Here is an 18,362-nt window from a genome sequence, read left to right as displayed (position 1 = left end):
TTTTTCTAAGCAACACGAAAACCCAGCTTCACTCACCCCATACCCAACCACTAAAACTCACACAACCGTAACGACATAAAAAACAAAGCTGGCACAATCAGACGGCTCCCACGGACGGCAGTACTTGAACGAAAGCGAAGTCACACCCCGGCGCAGCGCCCGAAAAGTGAACCGCTGCTGACCGCCTTGCCCAATCCGAGCGGGCTGCGAAGGTGGAACAAATTCACTGGATTGCAGAAACAGAAACGTCTCGTCCACCGAATTGGACAGTGCCCACTGGTACCCAGTCGTCGGATTTGCGTCGAGCGTGACCGCAAACGGCTGGCCGCTCTGCACCTGAAGCGTATAAGTCGAGATCATCGCCATTTTCATCATCCTTTCCTCTGCAAAACACCTTTCCCCAAACTGTATGAAAAAAACGGCAAAGTGCCTAAGCAATCCGAGTGGAGAGCGGCGAAAGGAGAGCAACTGGAGAGCGACAAAGCCAAAAATAATTGTTCCATATAGGAAAAAACGGCATGCCTCGCGCAGAAAATTATGCCGAGCTATCCAAAAGCTGCTTTTTTTTCAGCAGAAATTTAGTATGATTTGGAAAGGGATATGCAAAACAATGGCGAATAACTAGGAACAAAGACATATGTTGTCGAATAGACTGGAGATTTTGTGATCTCTTTTACCTAGTTTTCGCGCCGAAAACTTCTAGGGTTTGCGGTCTTACTGGTCGTTGAACTTCCCAGCACTTCCAATGAATTGGGCGTACATCCTATGCACCTCACACTTGGGAAGCTTTCTCTGTGTTCATATTTGCTAGGAAAGGGAAAGGAAAATTGATGGAGAGCATTGCGGAACTATTTGAGAAAAGAGAGTATTATCATGCGTTTCAGCCCATATGCCAATTCCCTGATAAAAAAAGAATAGGGTATGAGGTGCTGCTCCGCAGCAAAGCGGGACTAAACCCGGAACTGTTGTTTTCGATGGCCAAGGAAAAAAGAAAGTTGCCGGAGCTGGATACCCAGTCATTTCGGCATGCGCTTTTGTCTTTTCTTCGTTCATCCAAGGAACACACCCAGGAGCTCCTGTTTGTCAATATTTTTCCGTCCACGATCGTGGAAGATTCGTTTCCGGGATTCATCGAGGAAATCAAGCAAGCTTTTTTTCCGTATTTGAAAAGAATCGTACTGGAAATAAACGAATCGATCATGGAAGGGGAATGCTGGCATGAGCCCGTTTTTACCAATCGCATTGGCGAATTGAAAAAGATGGGTTTTTTGATCGCGTTAGATGATGTAGGGGATGCAGCAAATATTTTTCATAAAATAACTGATCTTTCGCCTGATTTCATCAAAATCGATCGTTTCTATTCCAAGGAGCTTTCGACTTCGCAAGAAAAACAGACAGTCGTCAAGCTGTTTGTTGACTTTTGCAAGTACGAACCTCAACTCATTCTTGAAGGAGTTGAAGAAGAAGAAGATTTTGCTTGCGCCTCTTCATTGGGAATTGCAATGGGACAAGGATACCTTTTTGGGAAACCAGATCGCCTGCGAGAAGATTAAGAGGGGAGAGCAGAATTGGAGGAATTACTGATGTTTGGTGATAGTAGCGTATATTCTAGGAAAGCCACTCTTTCCTTAAAAATATCCGAGTTTGAAGTCCCTCCGATGCAGGATATGCTGATTATCGGCAGAAAAGCGCCGATCGGACCGGAAGCAGTACGGAGGATGGCAGAGGCACTGTCTCCGGAGCAGTTTACCCTGCTGAAAATCGATCATCCGAAGATCGAGGCGGTGTTGCTGAGAAACTCGCTCCTGCAGATGATGGACGAAAAACTGCTGATGAAAATTATTCTTGAGGAATCAGAGCGGATGATTAGCGAATCAATGGTGTTGCGTTCTGAGCTGAAAATTGCGTTGTCTGTACAGCGAGAGGTGGATTTGCTATGAACATCTCCGAAATCATGAACCCGACGATCCATTCCATTTCCTCTGACAAATCCGTTTCCCATGCTGCAAGGCTCATGAGTGAGTATCAGATGGATTCGCTGGTCGTCATTGACCATGGAGAGGTCGTAGGTTTAGTGACTTCCCGAGATGTCCTGACTGCGCATCCAAACCGGATTGTCGCCGATGCGATGTGCAATCAGGTGCATTACCTGCTGGCGGATCAAAACATTTGGGAGGCGCACCATTACTTTCTCAATGAAAATGCCAGACTGGCGATTATCCTGGACGACGAGCAAATAAGCGGGATGATTACGAAAGAAATCGTGGAAATGCAAATTGCCCAATACAAAGACCCGCTGTCCGGTCTGTATCGGGCGCCTTATATCCAGTTTATCGGGGAGAGCTATTTGCAGAAAAAAATTCCGTTTCACCTGCTGTTCATCGATTTGAACGATTTCGGCAGAATTAACAAGCAATACGGGCATCCGTTCGGCGATGACGTCATCCGGACTTATTCGGCTGTGCTTTCCTCGATCGCCGAGGATCAGGGAGATCATCTGTGTCGGTATGCAGGGGATGAATTTGTCTTGATCTCTACTGCTCCTGACGCGCTCGTCGAGCAGTATATCGAGCTGATTTCGCGTCCGACCGACGTGCTGGACATCACGGTTTCGGCCGCAGTCGGCCATGTGAACGGCTACAGTGAGCCTGATTTCTTCGCCCACTCCTGGAGGGAGCTGATCGCGCAAGCAAGCCTTGCCTCGTCTGCGATCAAGGCACAGAAGACGGCGTCTACGTTTTCCTGATCGTTACGTAAGCACGCTGCTGGATAAGGGCATGGTTACAGGCACACACTTTGAGTAAGCCGCCCGCTAAAAAAGGGGCAACTGAAACCGCCGCAAAGTTCATTCGTATTACATATTGTCAGAGTGAAATGAATTCGGTTAGAGGAGGCCTTTTCCATGATTATTACCACAACCAGCACGTTGCAAGGTAAAGAAATTGAAGCCTATTTGGATATCGTCAGCGGAGAAGTCATCATGGGGGCGAACGTGGTCCGCGACTTTTTGGCAGGAATCACGGACATCATCGGTGGCAGAAGCGGCTCCTACGAAAGCAAGCTGGCAGAAGGACGCGAAATGGCGCTGCAAGAAATGAAGGAAAAAGCGCGCGCGCTCGGGGCAAACGCAGTCGTTGGAGTCGACCTCGACTTCGAAACGCTCCGAGAAGGCATGATGATGGTCATCGCGACTGGAACCGCTGTTCGAGTAAAATAAGCCGGCAAATGCCCGGCTTTCTTTTTTTGTGCGAACACTTGCGAGCGCTTCAAGCCAATGAGAGCGAGAGCGAAGCGAGCGACGTTCCCCGACTGGTGTAAACGGTGCTGGTACGAAAAGCTGACGAAAGGGCGCCTCGCCTCTTCGCACGGCGTATAGAGGAAGCGGCGACAAAAGGGTGATGAACGTGTCTGTAGCAGATACACTGATAGAGCTGGCGCAAAAAATCAAAGCGAATCCGAAGCCGATCCGCAACTTTTCTGCCGTCTATCATTTTGTGCTTGCCGGAAAAGAGGGCGGTACGTACGAAATCAAATTTGCCAATGACGAAGCGACCTATCGCCTCGGGGCTACCGAACAGGCGGGCTGTACGCTGGAATTGTCCGATGAAAATTTCATCAAACTTGTCCGTGGTACACTCAATCCTGCCGCAGCTCTTGTCACGGGCAAGCTGAAAATAAAAGGGGACATGGGACTGTCTTTGAAGCTTCAAACATTGCTGTACGCCTACCAGTCCCGCCCTGAAAAAGCAGGAAACTAGACGGCGGCGCCTGTCTTTTGGCGGGCGTTCCGCTGTCGCTTTCCGGGCGATTGCATAAAAAAACTGGTCAACCTCCAAATAGTTGCGTTAAAATTATGACCAAACAATGACAAGGATTCCAAACAAAAGAACGAGGGAAAACATGCGCCATATTTGTTCCTTACTCGCCGTTGTCCATGAACTGACAGAACAATCTGTGCGTTTCGACTTGTACCAGGAGATTCGAAGGTCTACGGTTGACCGAGAGCTGCTGCGGCAAAATGCCCAGTTGCCTAGGCACTATTTTGACTTTTTGTTTCATTCCGGCGTCCTGGAAGTGGAGAACGATCCCCCTTATCAACCGGGGATTACGAAGCCTGCTTCCATCGGAATGAACATTCGATCACTCGGCGGCAATGTATTGTTTGACATGTGCTTCGCTCCACAGACGTATAAATTATGGCAGAATACAGATGCGAGTCTGGAAGACCTGTCTTTGCCGGCTGATATCTTTGAAGAGTACGTATATCGCTTGGGGGCGATCAGCAGGTTTCGCTATCTCGGGCGGGTAGACGATCCGCTCGTGGCAACCTCGCTTGGCGAAAACGACATGATCGAATTCAAGCGCGACTTTTTGCTGTCCAAAGGCGGAATTATTAAAACTGTCGTAGCATTTGCCAACTCGAACAACGGCAATCTCTTTTTGGGGATTACGGATGAAGGTACCATTTGCGGCATCGATCACGAAATCGAGCAATACGGCGACCCGGATAAATACATCTTGGCCATAACACAGTACATTCAGGACAAAACATCGCCATTTTTAACCCCTTTTCCTAAAATCTCCCTGAAAAAAGTGGACGGCAAGCATGTCGTCGCGATTTTTGTGGAGGTTTCCTCCGAGCTGATTTGCGGACTGGATAAAAACGGTGAGAAGTACGTTGTCATCCGCACGAACAATCGCTCGGTTGTGGTCAAAGACCCGCACCAAATAGGCGAAATTTACGTCAAACGAAAACTTGGCAGTGAGATCAGCCGACGGTTGGGACTTTTGTAGAATCATCGGGCACGATTGATACTCGAAGGAGGGTGCTGCATGGTATCGTCTTTGCGTGCTTACCTGTTAATTGTGATGGTCGCAAGTATGATGATTTCCGGTTGTGCGCAGCCTGACAAGGTGCCGGCCGACATGAGTAACCGTATCGAGAAAGAGCTTGGTGCGGTAGAAAAGGTAACCGTCATGTCAACAGATGGGCAGGAAGTGATGCTGGATTTGCCGACATTCATGAAGGAGCTGTCTGGGCAAGGCAAAGATTTGCAGCTTTCAGAAACAGCCTTGAAGCAGGAAGACGTGCGCTTTACGCTCGTGCTCTACCGCAAGCAATTAGCCCCTCTCGTCGTGGCCGTCGGAGAAGGAGCCAGCCAGTTTGGCGAAAATACATATCGCGGTGCAGGCGCTGTCGCTTTTTATCACTGGATTCAAAAGCTGACAGGAAAAGGACTGCTGTCGCAAAAAATCGACACGGTCCTGCTCTCGGCTGAGGACCTCGCCAAGACACGGGTGCTTGGCGAGACGGAGATAGAAGACATCCGCAAGACGTTGGCAGCGGCTGTGCCAGAGACGGGAGCGAGCCTCAAGCAGTATCCGCTCTACCCGAATTATCGCTTGCGCATCAATTCAGCAGAAAGGCCGCTGGAAGTGACCGTGCTGACCCCTACCTTAATCAGTGTGCCGTTTGGAAAAGAAACCCACACGTTTCACGTGGACGGCGGGCTGTTTTCCAAGCTGACAGAATGGATTTCGCCAACGGACAAGAAGGAAGAAAAACGGCTTGAGCAGCTATTCAAGGCGAGCCGGATTCGGATTGCCGCAACAGGTGCGATGGCTGTAGAGAGCCTTGAACTGGAAGTCCGAAAAACGACCGTGGAGCAAGGGATTGCGCACCAGGCCGTGCGTCTTTTGCAAACGGCAGAGCTGCTGAAGGAAGCACCGAAAGATCCGGGACCGGAGCAGTATCGCTTGTTCTTTACCGTCAATGGGAAAGAGCGCGAAGTCATTTGGTATGCCAAGTATTTTCAATTGGATGCAAATTGGTTCACTCACAATGAAATGGCCGAAGCGCAGTGGAAATTGTTGCAAAGTCTTAGAAAATGATGGGTTTTCCTCATGAAGTTTCGAAGTTCTGGTCACGATAAAGAGAACATATTACTACCACTTTTGCAATTTTTGTCGTAGAATAGTTACGTTGCACTGATAGTGGAGGCTTTCGACCGGAAGAAGACAGATGTCTTTGTGCCGGTCTAAAAGCTTGCCGATCTTTATCTGCCATAGGAGGATGGAGAATGAACATTCATGAGTATCAAGGTAAAGAGATACTTAAGCAGTACGGTGTAAAAGTTCCTGAAGGTCGCGTAGCTTTCACAGTGGATGAAGCTGTTGAAGCGGCGAAAGAACTGGGCACCCAGGTTGTTGTCGTAAAAGCGCAAATCCACGCTGGTGGCCGCGGTAAAGCTGGCGGTGTAAAAGTGGCGAAAAACCTGGATGAAGTTCGTACATATGCCAGTGAAATTCTTGGCAAAGTGCTGGTAACTCATCAAACAGGTCCGGAAGGCAAAGAAGTAAAACGCCTCTTGATCGAGCAAGGCTGCGATATTAAAAAAGAATACTACGTGGGTGTCGTTGTTGACCGCGCAACAGGTAGCGTTGTCATGATGGCTTCTGAAGAGGGCGGTACGGAGATTGAGGAAGTAGCAGCGCAAACTCCGGAAAAAATCTTCAAAGAAGTAATCGATCCGGTAACGGGCCTGAACGCGTTCCAAGCGCGCCGTCTGGCTTATGCGATCAACATCCCGAAAGAACTCATCAACAAAGCAGCTAAGTTCATGATGAGCCTGTACCAAGCATTTGTTGAAAAAGACTGCTCTATCGCTGAAATTAACCCTCTCGTTGTTACTGGCGACGGTGAAGTAATGGCACTCGATGCCAAACTGAACTTCGACAGCAACGCTCTCTACCGTCATCCTGACATTGTAGCTCTGCGCGACCTGGATGAAGAAGACGAGAAAGAAATCGAAGCGTCCAAATACGATCTGTCCTACATCGCCCTCGATGGTAACATCGGTTGCATGGTAAACGGTGCAGGTCTTGCAATGGCTACCATGGACATCGTGAAATTTTACGGTGGAGATCCTGCCAACTTCCTCGACGTAGGCGGCGGTGCTACTGAAGAAAAAGTAACCGAAGCGTTCAAAATCATTCTGCGCGACGAAAAAGTAAAAGGCATTTTCGTTAACATTTTCGGCGGTATCATGAAATGTGACGTCATTGCAAACGGCGTAGTGAATGCAGCGAAACAAATCAAGCTGGATAAACCGCTCGTTGTGCGTCTCGAAGGTACAAACGTAGACCTCGGTAAGAAAATCCTTAACGAATCCGGTCTGAACATCGTTGCGGCTGAATCCATGGCTGATGGCGCTGAGAAAATCGTATCCTTGGTAAAGTAAGCAATTGCGAGTAGATACGTAAAAAAAGGTGGGAAAAAAACGCGATGAGTATTCTCGTTAATAAAAATACAAAAGTAATTACACAAGGGATTACCGGTGCAACAGGTTTGTTCCACACTCGCGGAGCCGTTGAATACGGTACACAAATGGTTGGCGGCGTGACTCCAGGTAAAGGCGGAACCGAAGTAGACGGTATTCCAATTTTCAACACCGTAGCAGAAGCGGTAGAAAAAACAGGCGCAAATGCTTCCGTTATCTACGTTGCTCCTCCTTTTGCTGCTGACGCGATCATGGAAGCGGTTGACGCTGAACTGGATCTGGTCATCTGCATCACCGAAGGTATTCCTGTCCTCGACATGGTAAAAGTAAAACGTTACATGGAAGGCAAGAAAACCAAGCTGATCGGACCTAACTGCCCAGGCGTTATCACTCCAGGCGAGTGCAAAATCGGTATCATGCCAGGCTACATTCACACCCCTGGTAAAGTGGGTATCGTATCCCGCTCCGGTACCTTGACTTATGAAGCTGTACATCAAACTTCCACTCGCGGCATCGGTCAATCCACTGCTGTAGGTATCGGTGGCGACCCTGTAAAAGGGATGGAGTTTATCGATGTACTGAAAATGTTCAACGAAGACCCAGACACTGAAGCCGTTATCATGATCGGTGAAATCGGCGGTACGGCGGAAGAAGAAGCGGCTGAATGGATCGCGGCGAACATGAAAAAACCAGTGGTAGGCTTCATTGGCGGACAAACTGCTCCTCCAGGAAAACGCATGGGCCACGCTGGTGCGATCATCTCCGGCGGTAAAGGTACAGCCGCTGAGAAAATCGCGAAGCTCGAAGAGTGCGGCGTTCGCGTAGCGAAAACGCCAGCAGTAATCGGTGAAACACTGGTAGAACTGCTGAAAGAGCGCGGCATGCTGGAGAAAGTGTTGAACAAGTAATCGTTTTGATAGCAGAAGTGGACAGGCAGATGCTTGTCCACTTTTTCTTTTTTTGAAAGAGGCCGCTGTCTTTCGCTACAATAGCACTCGAAGCCGTCCAAGGTAACGCTTGGAATGCAAGGAGGGTGTTTGATGGGCAAACCGCAAATCAGTGAGCGAGATTGGCTGTATGTACTGGCGATGACACCGGGGTTGGGACGTCGAACAATCAGGAAAATTAGCGAAACAGCAGGGTCTTTTCAGAATGCTGTCGATCATTGGCTTTTGATCGGGGAAGAGTTGGGGCTTTCTGTCGAGCTTGTGCAACAAGTTGATATGCAAACAAATGCCGCGGCTGTCATGCACCTGTTAGCAAAACGGGAGGCGAGTCGGACTCGCTTTCTTTGCATCTTTGACGAAGACTATCCCTCCTTGCTGCGGCATATTCCTGACCAGCCGCTGACGCTGTTTTGCCGAGGCGATCGCAAGCTGCTTGCAGAGGCGGCCATCGGTGTTGTCGGCTCGCGCAAGCCAACGCCGTACGGCCGGGCGAGCTGCGCGTATTTGGTGAAAGAGCTGGTGCAGGCGGGGCTTGCGATTGTATCCGGTCTGGCCTATGGCATAGATGGCGAAGCGCATCAGACGGCGCTTGCGGCTGGAGGAAAGACCATCGCCGTATTGGGCTGCGGGCTGAATCATGTGTACCCGCCAAGGCATCAAATGCTCTACGAAAAAATTGAATCTTTTGGACTACTTTTGTCCGAATACCCGCCAGATACTCCGCCCGTCCCAGGGCTGTTCCCCGAGCGAAACCGCATTATCAGTGGACTAAGTTTGGGCGTAGTAGTCGTGGAAGCAGCAGAAAAAAGCGGATCGCTGATTACAGCGGACTGTGCGCTGGAGCAAGGACGCGACGTTTTTGCCGTTCCAGGCCCGATTTTTTCCTTGATGAGCGCAGGGCCGCATAACTTGCTCAAACAAGGAGCAAAGCTAGTAACAAGACCCTGCGATATCTTGGAGGAGTTGCCGCGGGCTTATGCGAGCGGTGCTGAATCAGCGTCTGTCGCCGGAAAAGGCAGCAGTTCCATGACGCTTACCGCAGAGGAAAGCGTGATTGTGGAGGCGATCACTTACGAAGGCGTGCACGTGGATGAGCTTGTACAGCAACTGGAGCCTGACCGGCGCAAAAACGTGCACCAATTGCTTGTCCGACTGGAGGCAAAAGGGGTGCTTGCGGCACTGCCAGGGGGGTATTTCGCGCGGCGCTAAGGCATGTTTGACCTTTCCCGGGAATCCCCTAAAGCTTGCAAGTGTTTGACAAATCGGATAAGCATATTTAATAATAGGGAAGATTCCTTACTAAAAGGGGAGGAAAAAAATGGCTGATACGCTCGTAATCGTAGAATCCCCTGCGAAAGCGAAAACCATTGGAAAATATCTGGGTAGCAAATATATCGTGAAAGCGTCCATGGGACATGTGCGCGACCTCCCGAAAAGTCAGATGGGGGTAGATGTCAATCATGGCTTTGAACCCAAATACATAACCATTCGCGGCAAGGGCGATGTACTCAAGGGCCTGAAGGATGCCGCCAAAAAAGTAAAGAAAGTCTATCTGGCAGCCGACCCGGATCGCGAAGGGGAAGCAATTGCCTGGCATCTGGCCCAATATCTCGGACTCGATTTGAACCAGCCGCTTCGCGTGGTGTTCAACGAGATTACCAAAGACGCGATCAAGGAAGCGTTCAAGCATCCGCGCCATATCAACATGGATTTGGTGAACGCCCAACAGGCGCGGCGTATTTTGGACCGGCTGGTCGGCTACAACATCAGCCCGATCCTGTGGAAAAAAGTGCGCAAAGGTTTGAGCGCCGGACGCGTCCAGTCTGTCACCGTCAAGCTGATTATGGATCGGGAGCGCGAAATCCAGCAATTCATTCCCGAAGAGTACTGGACGATTGCCACCAAGCTCGCAAGCAACGGCAAAGAGTTTGAGGCGAAGTTTTACGGCTATGAGGATGAAAAAGTCGAGCTGAAGTCGGAAGAGGACGTCAAGCGCGTGCTGGACAAAATGAAGGATCAGTCGTTTGTCGTGCAAAAGGTAACAAAGCGCGAGCGCAAACGCAATCCTGCACCGCCGTTTATCACCAGTTCTCTGCAACAGGAAGCCGCGCGCAAGCTCAATTTCCGTACCGCCAAGACGATGCGGATCGCCCAGGAGCTGTACGAGGGGATTGACGTCGGCAACAAGGAAGGCGCAGTCGGTTTGATTACGTATATGCGTACAGACTCGACCCGCGTATCCGAAACCGCGCAAAATGAGGCGAAAGAGTACATACTGGAAAAATTCGGCGCTGACTACATACCGGCAGAACCTCGTGTCCAGGTCAAAAAAGAAAACGCTCAGGACGCGCACGAGGCGATCCGCCCAACCTCGGTCGCACGTACGCCGGATGAGATCAAGGAATTTTTGTCGAGAGATCAACTGCGCTTGTATCGACTCATTTGGGAGCGGTTTCTGGCGAGCCAGATGTCTTCCGCTGTACTCGATACCATGAGTGTAGATATTGATGCAGGGGGCGTCATGTTCCGGGCGACTGGCTCGAAAGTGAAGTTCCCTGGATTTATGAAGGTTTATATAGAAGGAAATGATGACGGCACGGAAGAAGAGAGCTTCCTGCCGCCAATCGCTGAAGGCCAGACGCTGGAACAGCGAGAAATAACGCCGGCGCAACATTTTACCCAGCCGCCGCCGCGTTACTCGGAGGCGCGTCTCATCAAGACGCTCGAAGAAGGCGGCATCGGCCGTCCCTCTACGTACGCTCCAACGCTGGAAACTATTCAGAAGCGCGGCTATGTCGCGCTGGAGGAAAAGCGGTTCATCCCGACAGAGCTGGGCGAAATCGTCATTACGCTGATCGAGGAGTTTTTTCCGGAAATTCTCAATGCGGAGTTTACCGCCCATATGGAGTCCGATCTCGACGAAATCGAGGAAGGCACAGCGAACTGGGTTCAAATTCTCGATGCGTTTTACGGTGACTTTGCCAAGCGAGTGGCCGTAGCGGAAGAAGAAATGAAGGAAGTCGAGCTGAAAGACGAAGAGTCTGACGAGACTTGCGAGCTGTGCGGCCGCGTGATGGTCTACAAGCTCGGGCGCTTCGGCAAGTTCCTCGCTTGTTCCGGGTTCCCGGAATGCCGCAACACGAAACCGATCGTCAAAGAAACAGGGGTAAAGTGCCCGCAATGTGAAACTGGACACATTATCGAACGTAAATCTAAGAAGAGCCGTATTTTTTACGGCTGCAACCGATATCCGGAATGCGATTTTGTATCGTGGGACAAACCGATTGCCCGTCCTTGCCCGAAATGCGCAAGCCTACTCGTGGAGAAAAAGCGCAAGAAGCAAGGGGTTAGCGTTGTCTGCACCAAATGCGACTATCAGGAAGAAGCAGACTCCTGATTGGACGAGGTAGAATTTGTAGCTTGGAGGAAGAACAGCATGACAACACCAACTATTACTGTAGTAGGCGCGGGTTTGGCCGGAAGCGAGGCTGCCTGGCAAATTGCCAAGGCAGGCATTCCCGTCAAGCTGTACGAAATGCGGCCTAAGACCCAGACACCTGCCCATCATACCGACAAATTCGCGGAACTGGTCTGCAGCAACTCCTTGCGCGCGAACTCCTTGGCCAATGCCGTCGGCGTATTAAAGGAAGAAATGCGCCGTCTAGGCTCGGTCATTATCGAGGCTGCTGACCGTTGCGCCGTTCCGGCAGGGGGAGCGCTTGCGGTAGACCGGCATGAGTTTGCTGGCTATGTCACGGATGCTGTGAAAAATCATCCGCTGATCGAGGTTATCACCGACGAGATCACCGACATTCCCGCGGATGGCATCGTCGTCATTGCGACAGGACCACTGACATCGCCAGCGCTTTCCCAAAAGCTCAAGGAGCTGACTGGGGAAGAATACCTATATTTTTATGATGCTGCAGCACCAATTATCGAAAAAGACTCGATCGACATGAACAAAGTCTTCGTGGCGTCCAGGTACGATAAAGGGGAGGCTGCTTACCTGAACTGCCCGATGACGGAGGAAGAATTTAATCGCTTTTACGATGAGCTGATTGCCGCCGAAGCGGTTCCGCTGAAGGAGTTTGAAAAAGAAATTTTCTTCGAGGGCTGCATGCCGATCGAAGTCATGGCAAAACGCGGACGCCAAACGATGCTGTTCGGCCCGATGAAGCCTGTCGGTCTGACAGACCCGCGCACAGGCAAAAAGCCGTACGCAGTCGTTCAGCTTCGCCAGGACAACGGCGCGGCTACCTTGTACAACATCGTCGGCTTCCAGACCCATCTGAAATGGCCGGAGCAAAAGCGGGTGTTCTCGCTGATCCCTGGCCTGGAAAACTGCGAAATCGTCCGTTACGGCGTCATGCACCGCAATACGTTCATTAATTCGCCGAAGCTGCTGCGCCCTACGTATCAGTACAGGGAGCGGGACACCTTGTTTTTTGCAGGCCAAATGACAGGGGTGGAAGGCTACGTGGAATCTGCCGCTTCCGGACTGCTCGCAGGCATCAATGCCGCGCGTCTGGCAAAAGGCGAAGAGCTGATCGTGCTCCCGCCGGAAACGGTCATGGGCAGCATGGCGCGCTATATTACGACGGCGGATCCGAAACATTTTCAGCCGATGAACGCGAATTTCGGGCTGGTTCCCGAGTGGCCAGAGCGCATTCGCAACAAGCGTGAGAAAAACGAAAAGCTTGCTGAGCGGGCGCTAGATACAATTCAGAATTTTACACAATAACGACACAATTAGCGTTGATATCCGAATTTCGTCTGTGTTACTATATAGGTGCTTCGAGGAGGGTGCATCCCATATGGACATTTCGCAACAAATTTCTGCGGATCTTGCGATGTTTACCCGTTATTTGCGAGTCGAAAAAAACGCCTCTCCTCATACGGTAAAGCAGTATATGGCAGATATCAGCGAATTTGTCTCCTTTATGGAACAGCACCAAATCTCTGCATTTGCTGCTGTTTCTTATTTGCATGGTCGCTCCTTTCTCGCGCACTTGGCGGGCAGGGGGTTATCCCGGCGAAGTATTGCGCGCAAGCTCTCGAGTTTGCGAAGCTTGTATCGATTTTTGTTGCGTGAAGGTCAACTGGAGCAAAATCCGTTCCAACTCGTTTCCACTCCGAAGATGGAGAAGAAACTCCCTTCCTTTTTGTATCCACAAGAAGTTCAAGCGTTTTTTGATCTGCCAGATACATCAACGCCTTTAGGAATACGCGATCGGCTGATATTTGAACTGTTGTACGCGAGCGGCATGCGAGTTTCTGAGCTGGTTACCTTGTCAGTCGACGATGTGAATCCGAGCATGGGCGTCGCGCTTGTATATGGAAAAGGGGCAAAAGAGCGGTATGTGCCTGTGGGAAGTTATGCCTGCGACGTTCTTAGGCAATACCTAGAGTATGGAAGAGAAAAACTGTTGGCCGGCAGAGTAGATCACGGCAACCTGCTGCTTAACTATCGCGGAGAGCCGTTGTCCGACCGCAGCGTCCGCCGGATTGTAGACAAATACGTAGATATGTGCGCTTCTCATTTGCGTGCTTCACCTCACACCTTTCGTCACACGTTTGCGACCCACATGTTGAATGGAGGAGCTGACCTCCGGACGGTCCAAGAGCTGCTGGGACATGTCAATGTCTCTACGACGCAGGTTTACACGCATGTGACCAAGGAGCGACTTCGCCATGTATATGACACCGCTCACCCGCGGGCTAACCCGAATAGTACAGGTTCCGCCAATCGGACATAACGGGAGGAATCAGTGATGGAACAGTTTCACGCAACAACCATATTCGCTATTACGCATAACGGGGCAACCGCGATGGCCGGTGACGGTCAGGTTACCTTTGGAAACAGCATGGTCATGAAGCATGGGGCCAAAAAAGTGAGAAGGCTCTATCGCGGAGAAGTTTTGGCAGGATTTGCAGGCTCAGTTGCCGACGCAATTACGCTGTTTGAAAAGTTCGAAGGCAAGCTCGAGGAATACCATGGAAACCTTCAGCGGGCTGCTGTTGAGCTGGCGAAGGAGTGGCGTTTGGACAAAGTTTTGCACCGCCTGGAAGCGATGATGATTGTCGGCAACAAGGATCACCTGCTGCTGATCTCCGGCAACGGAGAAATCATCGAGCCAGATGACGGGATTTTGGCGATCGGCTCTGGCGGAAGTTTTGCCCTGGCTGCCGGTCGCGCTCTGAAAATATACGCGCCGCACCTGAGTGCCCGGGAAATTGCAGAAGCATCACTTCGAACCGCTGCGGAGATTTGCGTGTTCACGAACAACAATCTTGTGGTGGATGAGTTGAATTGAGCAAAAGGGAGGAACTTCTGTGCTGAATCTTGAGCAATTAACTCCGCGTAAGATCGTAGAGCATTTGGACAAATACATCGTCGGGCAGGCACAAGCCAAGAAAGCCATCGCTGTGGCGCTTCGCAATCGCTATCGTCGGAGCCTTTTGCCGGAGCAGATGATTGACGAAGTGGTTCCCAAAAATATTTTGATGATCGGACCGACCGGGGTGGGGAAAACCGAGATTGCCCGCCGGATCGCCAAGCTGACCGGCGCGCCGTTTATCAAAGTAGAGGCGACCAAGTTCACCGAGGTTGGCTATGTAGGACGAGATGTTGAGTCGATGGTGCGCGATCTGGTGGAAGCCTCCATCCGAACTGTGAAGCAGGAAAAAGTGGAATCCGTCAAAGAAAAAGCGGAAAAGCTCGCCAACGAGGCGATCGTAAACGCATTGGTTCCATCCCGGAAACAGCAAAGCTCGTTCAAAAATCCGCTGGAAATGCTGTTCGGCGGACAACAGCAGCAAGAGCAAACGTCGCATGACCAGGAAGAAGCTTCCGTTCTGCAACAGCGCAGACAGGTGGCTTGGCAACTAGCGAATGGACAGTTGGAAGAACAAATGATCGAGATAGAGGTAGAAGATCAATCGCCAACGATGTTCGACATGTTCCAGGTTCCGGGTACAGAACAAATGGGGATGCAAATGCAGGATATGCTCGGCAGCTTGATGCCTAAACGGACGAAGAAGCGAAAATTGCGAATTAAAGATGCCCGAAAGGTATTAATTCAGCAGGAAGCGCAAAAACTGGTGGATATGGACGAAGTTACGCAAGAGTCGATCCGTCGGGCAGAGCAGCATGGCATTATCTTTATCGACGAGATCGACAAGATTGCAGGCAAGGACGGCCGTGGACCGGATGTATCCCGCGAAGGCGTGCAACGAGATATTTTGCCGATCGTGGAAGGTTCTACGGTTATGACGAAATACGGTCCGGTAAAAACCGATTACGTCCTGTTTATCGCGGCTGGAGCGTTTCACATGGCCAAACCGTCTGATTTGATTCCTGAGCTGCAGGGGCGTTTTCCGATCCGGGTTGAGCTGACGAGCTTGCGCGTCGAGGATTTTGTGCGAATTTTGACGGAACCGAAAAATGCGCTGCTCAAGCAGTATGTGGCTTTGCTGGAAACAGAAGGCGTGCGGGTAGAATTTACGCAGGAAGCGATCCAGGAGCTCGCGAAAATGGCTGCGGAAGTCAATCAGAGCACAGACAACATCGGTGCTAGACGCTTGCACACCATCCTGGAAAAGCTGCTGGAGGATCTCTCGTTTGAAGCCCCGGAAATTCATCTGGAAGTTGTGCAAATCACCCCTGATTACGTCCGGCAAAAGCTCGGATCGATCGCGGGGAACAAAGACTTGAGTCAATACATTTTATAATGATTGGGTAGGTAGTACACATACATTGGGAGGAAATACAGATGGATCTACTGTCGAAAACAAGAAGAATTAACCGCATGTTGCAAAAATCTGCGGGCCATGCTGTTAATTTTAACGAAATGGCGCAAGTGCTGAGTGACGTAATTGAAGCGAATACATTTGTCGTAAGTCGCAAAGGCAAGCTGCTTGGTTTTGCCATCCACCAGGAAATGGACAATGGCCGCATGCGCAAAATGCTGGAAGAGCGCCGTTTTCCAGAGGCGTACAGCCAAGGTCTTCTGAAAGTGGAAGAAACGTCCGCAAACCTGGACGTAGAAAGCCCTTACACTATTTTCCCGGTGGAGATGAAAGACGTATTCCGTTCCGGCTGGACGACTCTCGTTCCGATCATGGGTGGCGGAGACCGTTTGGGTACACTGATTCTCGGACGCATCAACGACCAGTTTGTGGACGATGACCTGATCCTCGCGGAAGTGGGCGCGACCGTAGTAGGAATGGAGATCCTGCGCGAGCGTTCGGAAGCGATTGAGGAAGAAGCGCGCAGCAAGGCTGTCGTGCAAATGGCAATCGGTTCCTTGTCCTACAGCGAGCTGGAAGCGGTTGAGCACATTTTTGAAGAGCTCGAAGGCAAAGAAGGCTTGCTCGTCGCTTCGAAAATTGCCGATCGCGTAGGCATTACCCGCTCCGTTATCGTAAACGCACTGCGCAAGCTGGAGAGTGCGGGCGTCATTGAATCCCGTTCCTTGGGAATGAAAGGAACTTTTATCAAAGTTTTGAACGAAAAACTGCTGCCTGAGCTGGAAAAGCTCAAAACTTCGTAAGGAAAATTGCAATAAAAGTTTAGTCAAAGTGAACTGGAAGGTATAGCGACATCGGTTGCTATACCTTTTTTCATGGGTATTTATACCCAGTTTCAACAATGTCCGACAAACCGCTTCCAGAAATTATCTATTGATTTTTTAGTGCTAGCCCACTTGTGACGCATTGAATATGGATTGCATGTCAAAACAAGTAAAAAACAGGGATTTAGTGCCATTGAATCATTTTGAAAGTCGCCATCAATAGGGGCTTTTTTCACTATTACGATTTTGCTATGATTGAATCGTAAATTGGATGTCGAAAATACAGGAATTATAGGCAGTTTTGTGGAAATGAATTGACACATAATTGGGGGAGAAGGCTATATGCTGGAGAGCTATCATCTGCAGGTCCTAGAGAGAGCGATGAATGCCGCGACGTTGCGGCACCGGACGATCGCGAACAATCTTGCCAACATCGATACCCCTCAATTCAAAAGTCAACAGGTAATTTTTGAGGGCTATCTGCAAGAGGAACTAAATGGGCAAATAGGAAATGGGAAGCTTGCGGCTTATCGCACCGATCAACGCCATATTCCATTTGGCAATGCCGGCGGGTTTGCAATGCCTCAAGTCGTTTCCAATCCGAATAGCTACGTGCAGAACAGCGGGAATGATGTCGATCTGGAAGCAGAGACAACAGAGCTGGCGAAAAACCAGATCTGGTACAGCGGCTTAACACAACTGACAGCAGGGCATTTCCAGAAGCTGCGCAGTGTCATTGAGGGTGGAGGGAAATAACGATGAGCTTGTTTCAAGGAATTAATACGAGTGCCTCTGCATTGACTGCCAATCGCTTGCGCCTGGATACGATCGCGTCGAATATTGCGAACGCAGAAACGACACGCGCGAGTTTTGTCGATGGCAAGTGGCAGCCGTACCGTCGAAAAATGGTCGAATTGTCACCCCGCTCGACCCAATCGTTCGACAGCTTTCTGCAGGCGGCAGTGGGAACTGTTTCTGGCAGTGGCGGAGAACAAGGGGTAAGAGTCACGGCCATTCAGGAGGACACCACGCCATTTAAACGCGTATATGACCCTGCTCATCCCGATGCGGATCAAGAGGGCTACGTGCTTTTGCCGAATGTCGATCCGATGAAGGAAATGGTCGACCTGATCTCGGCATCACGATCCTATGAGGCCAACGTGACAGCTTTAAACGCAAGCAAGGCGATGATGTTGAAAGCATTGGAAATCAAATAAAGCAGGTGAACAATAAAAGATGGACATAAACGCACTTTCCCAAACGGTTCCGGTTCGGACGCCTGTCGCAAACAAACTGCCAACGCCTGCCGAAGTGACAAAAGACTTTTCGTCGTACTTGACGGACGCGCTAAGCCAGGTGAATCAGGCTCAAGTAGAATCGGCAAATCTCGCAGATCGATTCGCTGCCGGAGAAATTACGGATGTGCATCAATTGACAGTCGCCGGACAAAAAGCTTCCGTGATGCTGCAATTGACCATGCAAGTCCGGAATAAAATGATCGAGTCCTACCAAGAAATCATGCGAATGCCGATTTGATTGTCGTTTTATCCAGTGAGAGGTGA

20 protein-coding genes are annotated in these 18,362 nt (G+C 50.3%); 19 read left to right on the top strand and 1 reads right to left on the bottom strand.

Annotation, left to right across the window (positions count from 1 at the left end; all coding sequences use genetic code 11):
- Window positions 1-57 precede the first annotated feature (57 nt).
- The gene (locus tag AC3WJN_RS01065) at window positions 58-372 is read right to left on the bottom strand and encodes a protease inhibitor I42 family protein (protein ID WP_005834292.1); all 315 of its coding nucleotides are present in this window, start codon (window positions 370-372) and stop codon (window positions 58-60) included.
- A 458-nt stretch (window positions 373-830) separates the two neighbouring features.
- Between AC3WJN_RS01065 and AC3WJN_RS01060 the strand changes: the two genes are divergently transcribed.
- The 19 genes from AC3WJN_RS01060 to fliE all read left to right on the top strand — a co-directional run bounded on the left by AC3WJN_RS01060 (window position 831) and on the right by fliE (window position 18,336).
- Complete coding sequence (locus AC3WJN_RS01060; RefSeq protein ID WP_007777743.1) at window positions 831-1,553, top strand: EAL domain-containing protein; 723 nt, start codon at window positions 831-833, stop codon at window positions 1,551-1,553.
- 15 nt (window positions 1,554-1,568) lie between these two features.
- Window positions 1,569-1,940: a hypothetical protein gene (locus AC3WJN_RS01055; RefSeq protein ID WP_235694688.1), complete on the top strand. Its 372-nt coding sequence runs from the start codon at window positions 1,569-1,571 to the stop codon at window positions 1,938-1,940.
- Complete coding sequence (locus AC3WJN_RS01050) at window positions 1,937-2,746, top strand: GGDEF domain-containing protein (RefSeq protein ID WP_005834288.1); 810 nt, start codon at window positions 1,937-1,939, stop codon at window positions 2,744-2,746. The genes AC3WJN_RS01055 and AC3WJN_RS01050 overlap by 4 nt, the downstream gene beginning before the upstream one ends.
- A gap of 156 nt (window positions 2,747-2,902) precedes the next feature.
- Window positions 2,903-3,217 carry a YbjQ family protein gene (locus AC3WJN_RS01045; RefSeq protein WP_005834287.1) on the top strand — a complete coding sequence of 105 codons (315 nt, stop codon included), beginning with the start codon at window positions 2,903-2,905 and terminating at the stop codon, window positions 3,215-3,217.
- Between the two features lie 181 nt (window positions 3,218-3,398).
- The gene (locus AC3WJN_RS01040; protein ID WP_005834285.1) at window positions 3,399-3,758 is read left to right on the top strand and encodes an SCP2 sterol-binding domain-containing protein; all 360 of its coding nucleotides are present in this window, start codon (window positions 3,399-3,401) and stop codon (window positions 3,756-3,758) included.
- Window positions 3,759-3,900: 142 nt separating this feature from the next.
- On the top strand, window positions 3,901-4,794 hold the full coding sequence (locus AC3WJN_RS01035; RefSeq protein ID WP_007777751.1) for an AlbA family DNA-binding domain-containing protein: 894 nt from the start codon (window positions 3,901-3,903) through the stop codon (window positions 4,792-4,794).
- 39 nt (window positions 4,795-4,833) lie between these two features.
- Complete coding sequence (locus AC3WJN_RS01030; protein WP_007777754.1) at window positions 4,834-5,892, top strand: hypothetical protein; 1,059 nt, start codon at window positions 4,834-4,836, stop codon at window positions 5,890-5,892.
- Window positions 5,893-6,080: 188 nt separating this feature from the next.
- The gene (gene sucC / locus AC3WJN_RS01025) at window positions 6,081-7,241 is read left to right on the top strand and encodes an ADP-forming succinate--CoA ligase subunit beta (RefSeq protein WP_005834279.1); all 1,161 of its coding nucleotides are present in this window, start codon (window positions 6,081-6,083) and stop codon (window positions 7,239-7,241) included.
- Window positions 7,242-7,285: 44 nt separating this feature from the next.
- Window positions 7,286-8,188 (top strand): succinate--CoA ligase subunit alpha, encoded by a 903-nt coding sequence (sucD, locus tag AC3WJN_RS01020; RefSeq protein ID WP_005834278.1) that lies wholly within the window; start codon window positions 7,286-7,288, stop codon window positions 8,186-8,188.
- 132 nt (window positions 8,189-8,320) lie between these two features.
- The gene (gene dprA / locus AC3WJN_RS01015) at window positions 8,321-9,436 is read left to right on the top strand and encodes a DNA-processing protein DprA (RefSeq protein ID WP_005834276.1); all 1,116 of its coding nucleotides are present in this window, start codon (window positions 8,321-8,323) and stop codon (window positions 9,434-9,436) included.
- 109 nt (window positions 9,437-9,545) lie between these two features.
- Window positions 9,546-11,624: a type I DNA topoisomerase gene (gene topA, locus AC3WJN_RS01010; protein WP_005834274.1), complete on the top strand. Its 2,079-nt coding sequence runs from the start codon at window positions 9,546-9,548 to the stop codon at window positions 11,622-11,624.
- 39 nt (window positions 11,625-11,663) lie between these two features.
- Window positions 11,664-12,968, top strand: a complete 1,305-nt coding sequence (gene trmFO, locus AC3WJN_RS01005) for an FADH(2)-oxidizing methylenetetrahydrofolate--tRNA-(uracil(54)-C(5))-methyltransferase TrmFO (RefSeq protein ID WP_005834272.1) — start codon at window positions 11,664-11,666, stop codon at window positions 12,966-12,968.
- Window positions 12,969-13,041: 73 nt separating this feature from the next.
- Window positions 13,042-13,983 carry a tyrosine recombinase XerC gene (gene xerC / locus AC3WJN_RS01000; RefSeq protein WP_007777759.1) on the top strand — a complete coding sequence of 314 codons (942 nt, stop codon included), beginning with the start codon at window positions 13,042-13,044 and terminating at the stop codon, window positions 13,981-13,983.
- Window positions 13,984-13,998: 15 nt separating this feature from the next.
- Window positions 13,999-14,541 carry an ATP-dependent protease subunit HslV gene (gene hslV / locus AC3WJN_RS00995; protein ID WP_005834269.1) on the top strand — a complete coding sequence of 181 codons (543 nt, stop codon included), beginning with the start codon at window positions 13,999-14,001 and terminating at the stop codon, window positions 14,539-14,541.
- Between the two features lie 19 nt (window positions 14,542-14,560).
- Complete coding sequence (gene hslU / locus AC3WJN_RS00990) at window positions 14,561-15,958, top strand: ATP-dependent protease ATPase subunit HslU (protein WP_005834268.1); 1,398 nt, start codon at window positions 14,561-14,563, stop codon at window positions 15,956-15,958.
- 41 nt (window positions 15,959-15,999) lie between these two features.
- Entirely contained in the window at window positions 16,000-16,779 is a 780-nt protein-coding gene (gene codY, locus AC3WJN_RS00985) for a GTP-sensing pleiotropic transcriptional regulator CodY (protein WP_007777763.1), read from the top strand.
- Window positions 16,780-17,142: 363 nt separating this feature from the next.
- Window positions 17,143-17,556 (top strand): flagellar basal body rod protein FlgB, encoded by a 414-nt coding sequence (flgB, locus tag AC3WJN_RS00980; RefSeq protein ID WP_007777766.1) that lies wholly within the window; start codon window positions 17,143-17,145, stop codon window positions 17,554-17,556.
- 2 nt (window positions 17,557-17,558) lie between these two features.
- Complete coding sequence (gene flgC, locus AC3WJN_RS00975) at window positions 17,559-18,017, top strand: flagellar basal body rod protein FlgC (RefSeq protein ID WP_005834262.1); 459 nt, start codon at window positions 17,559-17,561, stop codon at window positions 18,015-18,017.
- 19 nt (window positions 18,018-18,036) lie between these two features.
- On the top strand, window positions 18,037-18,336 hold the full coding sequence (fliE, locus tag AC3WJN_RS00970; RefSeq protein WP_005834260.1) for a flagellar hook-basal body complex protein FliE: 300 nt from the start codon (window positions 18,037-18,039) through the stop codon (window positions 18,334-18,336).
- The last annotated feature ends 26 nt before the right edge of the window (window positions 18,337-18,362 follow it).

The sequence above is a fragment of the Brevibacillus sp. FW306-2-1A-C05A genome (assembly GCF_058781555.1).
The sequence above is the reverse complement of the archived record's forward strand: the minus strand, read 5'-3'. Positions and strand labels throughout refer to the sequence as shown.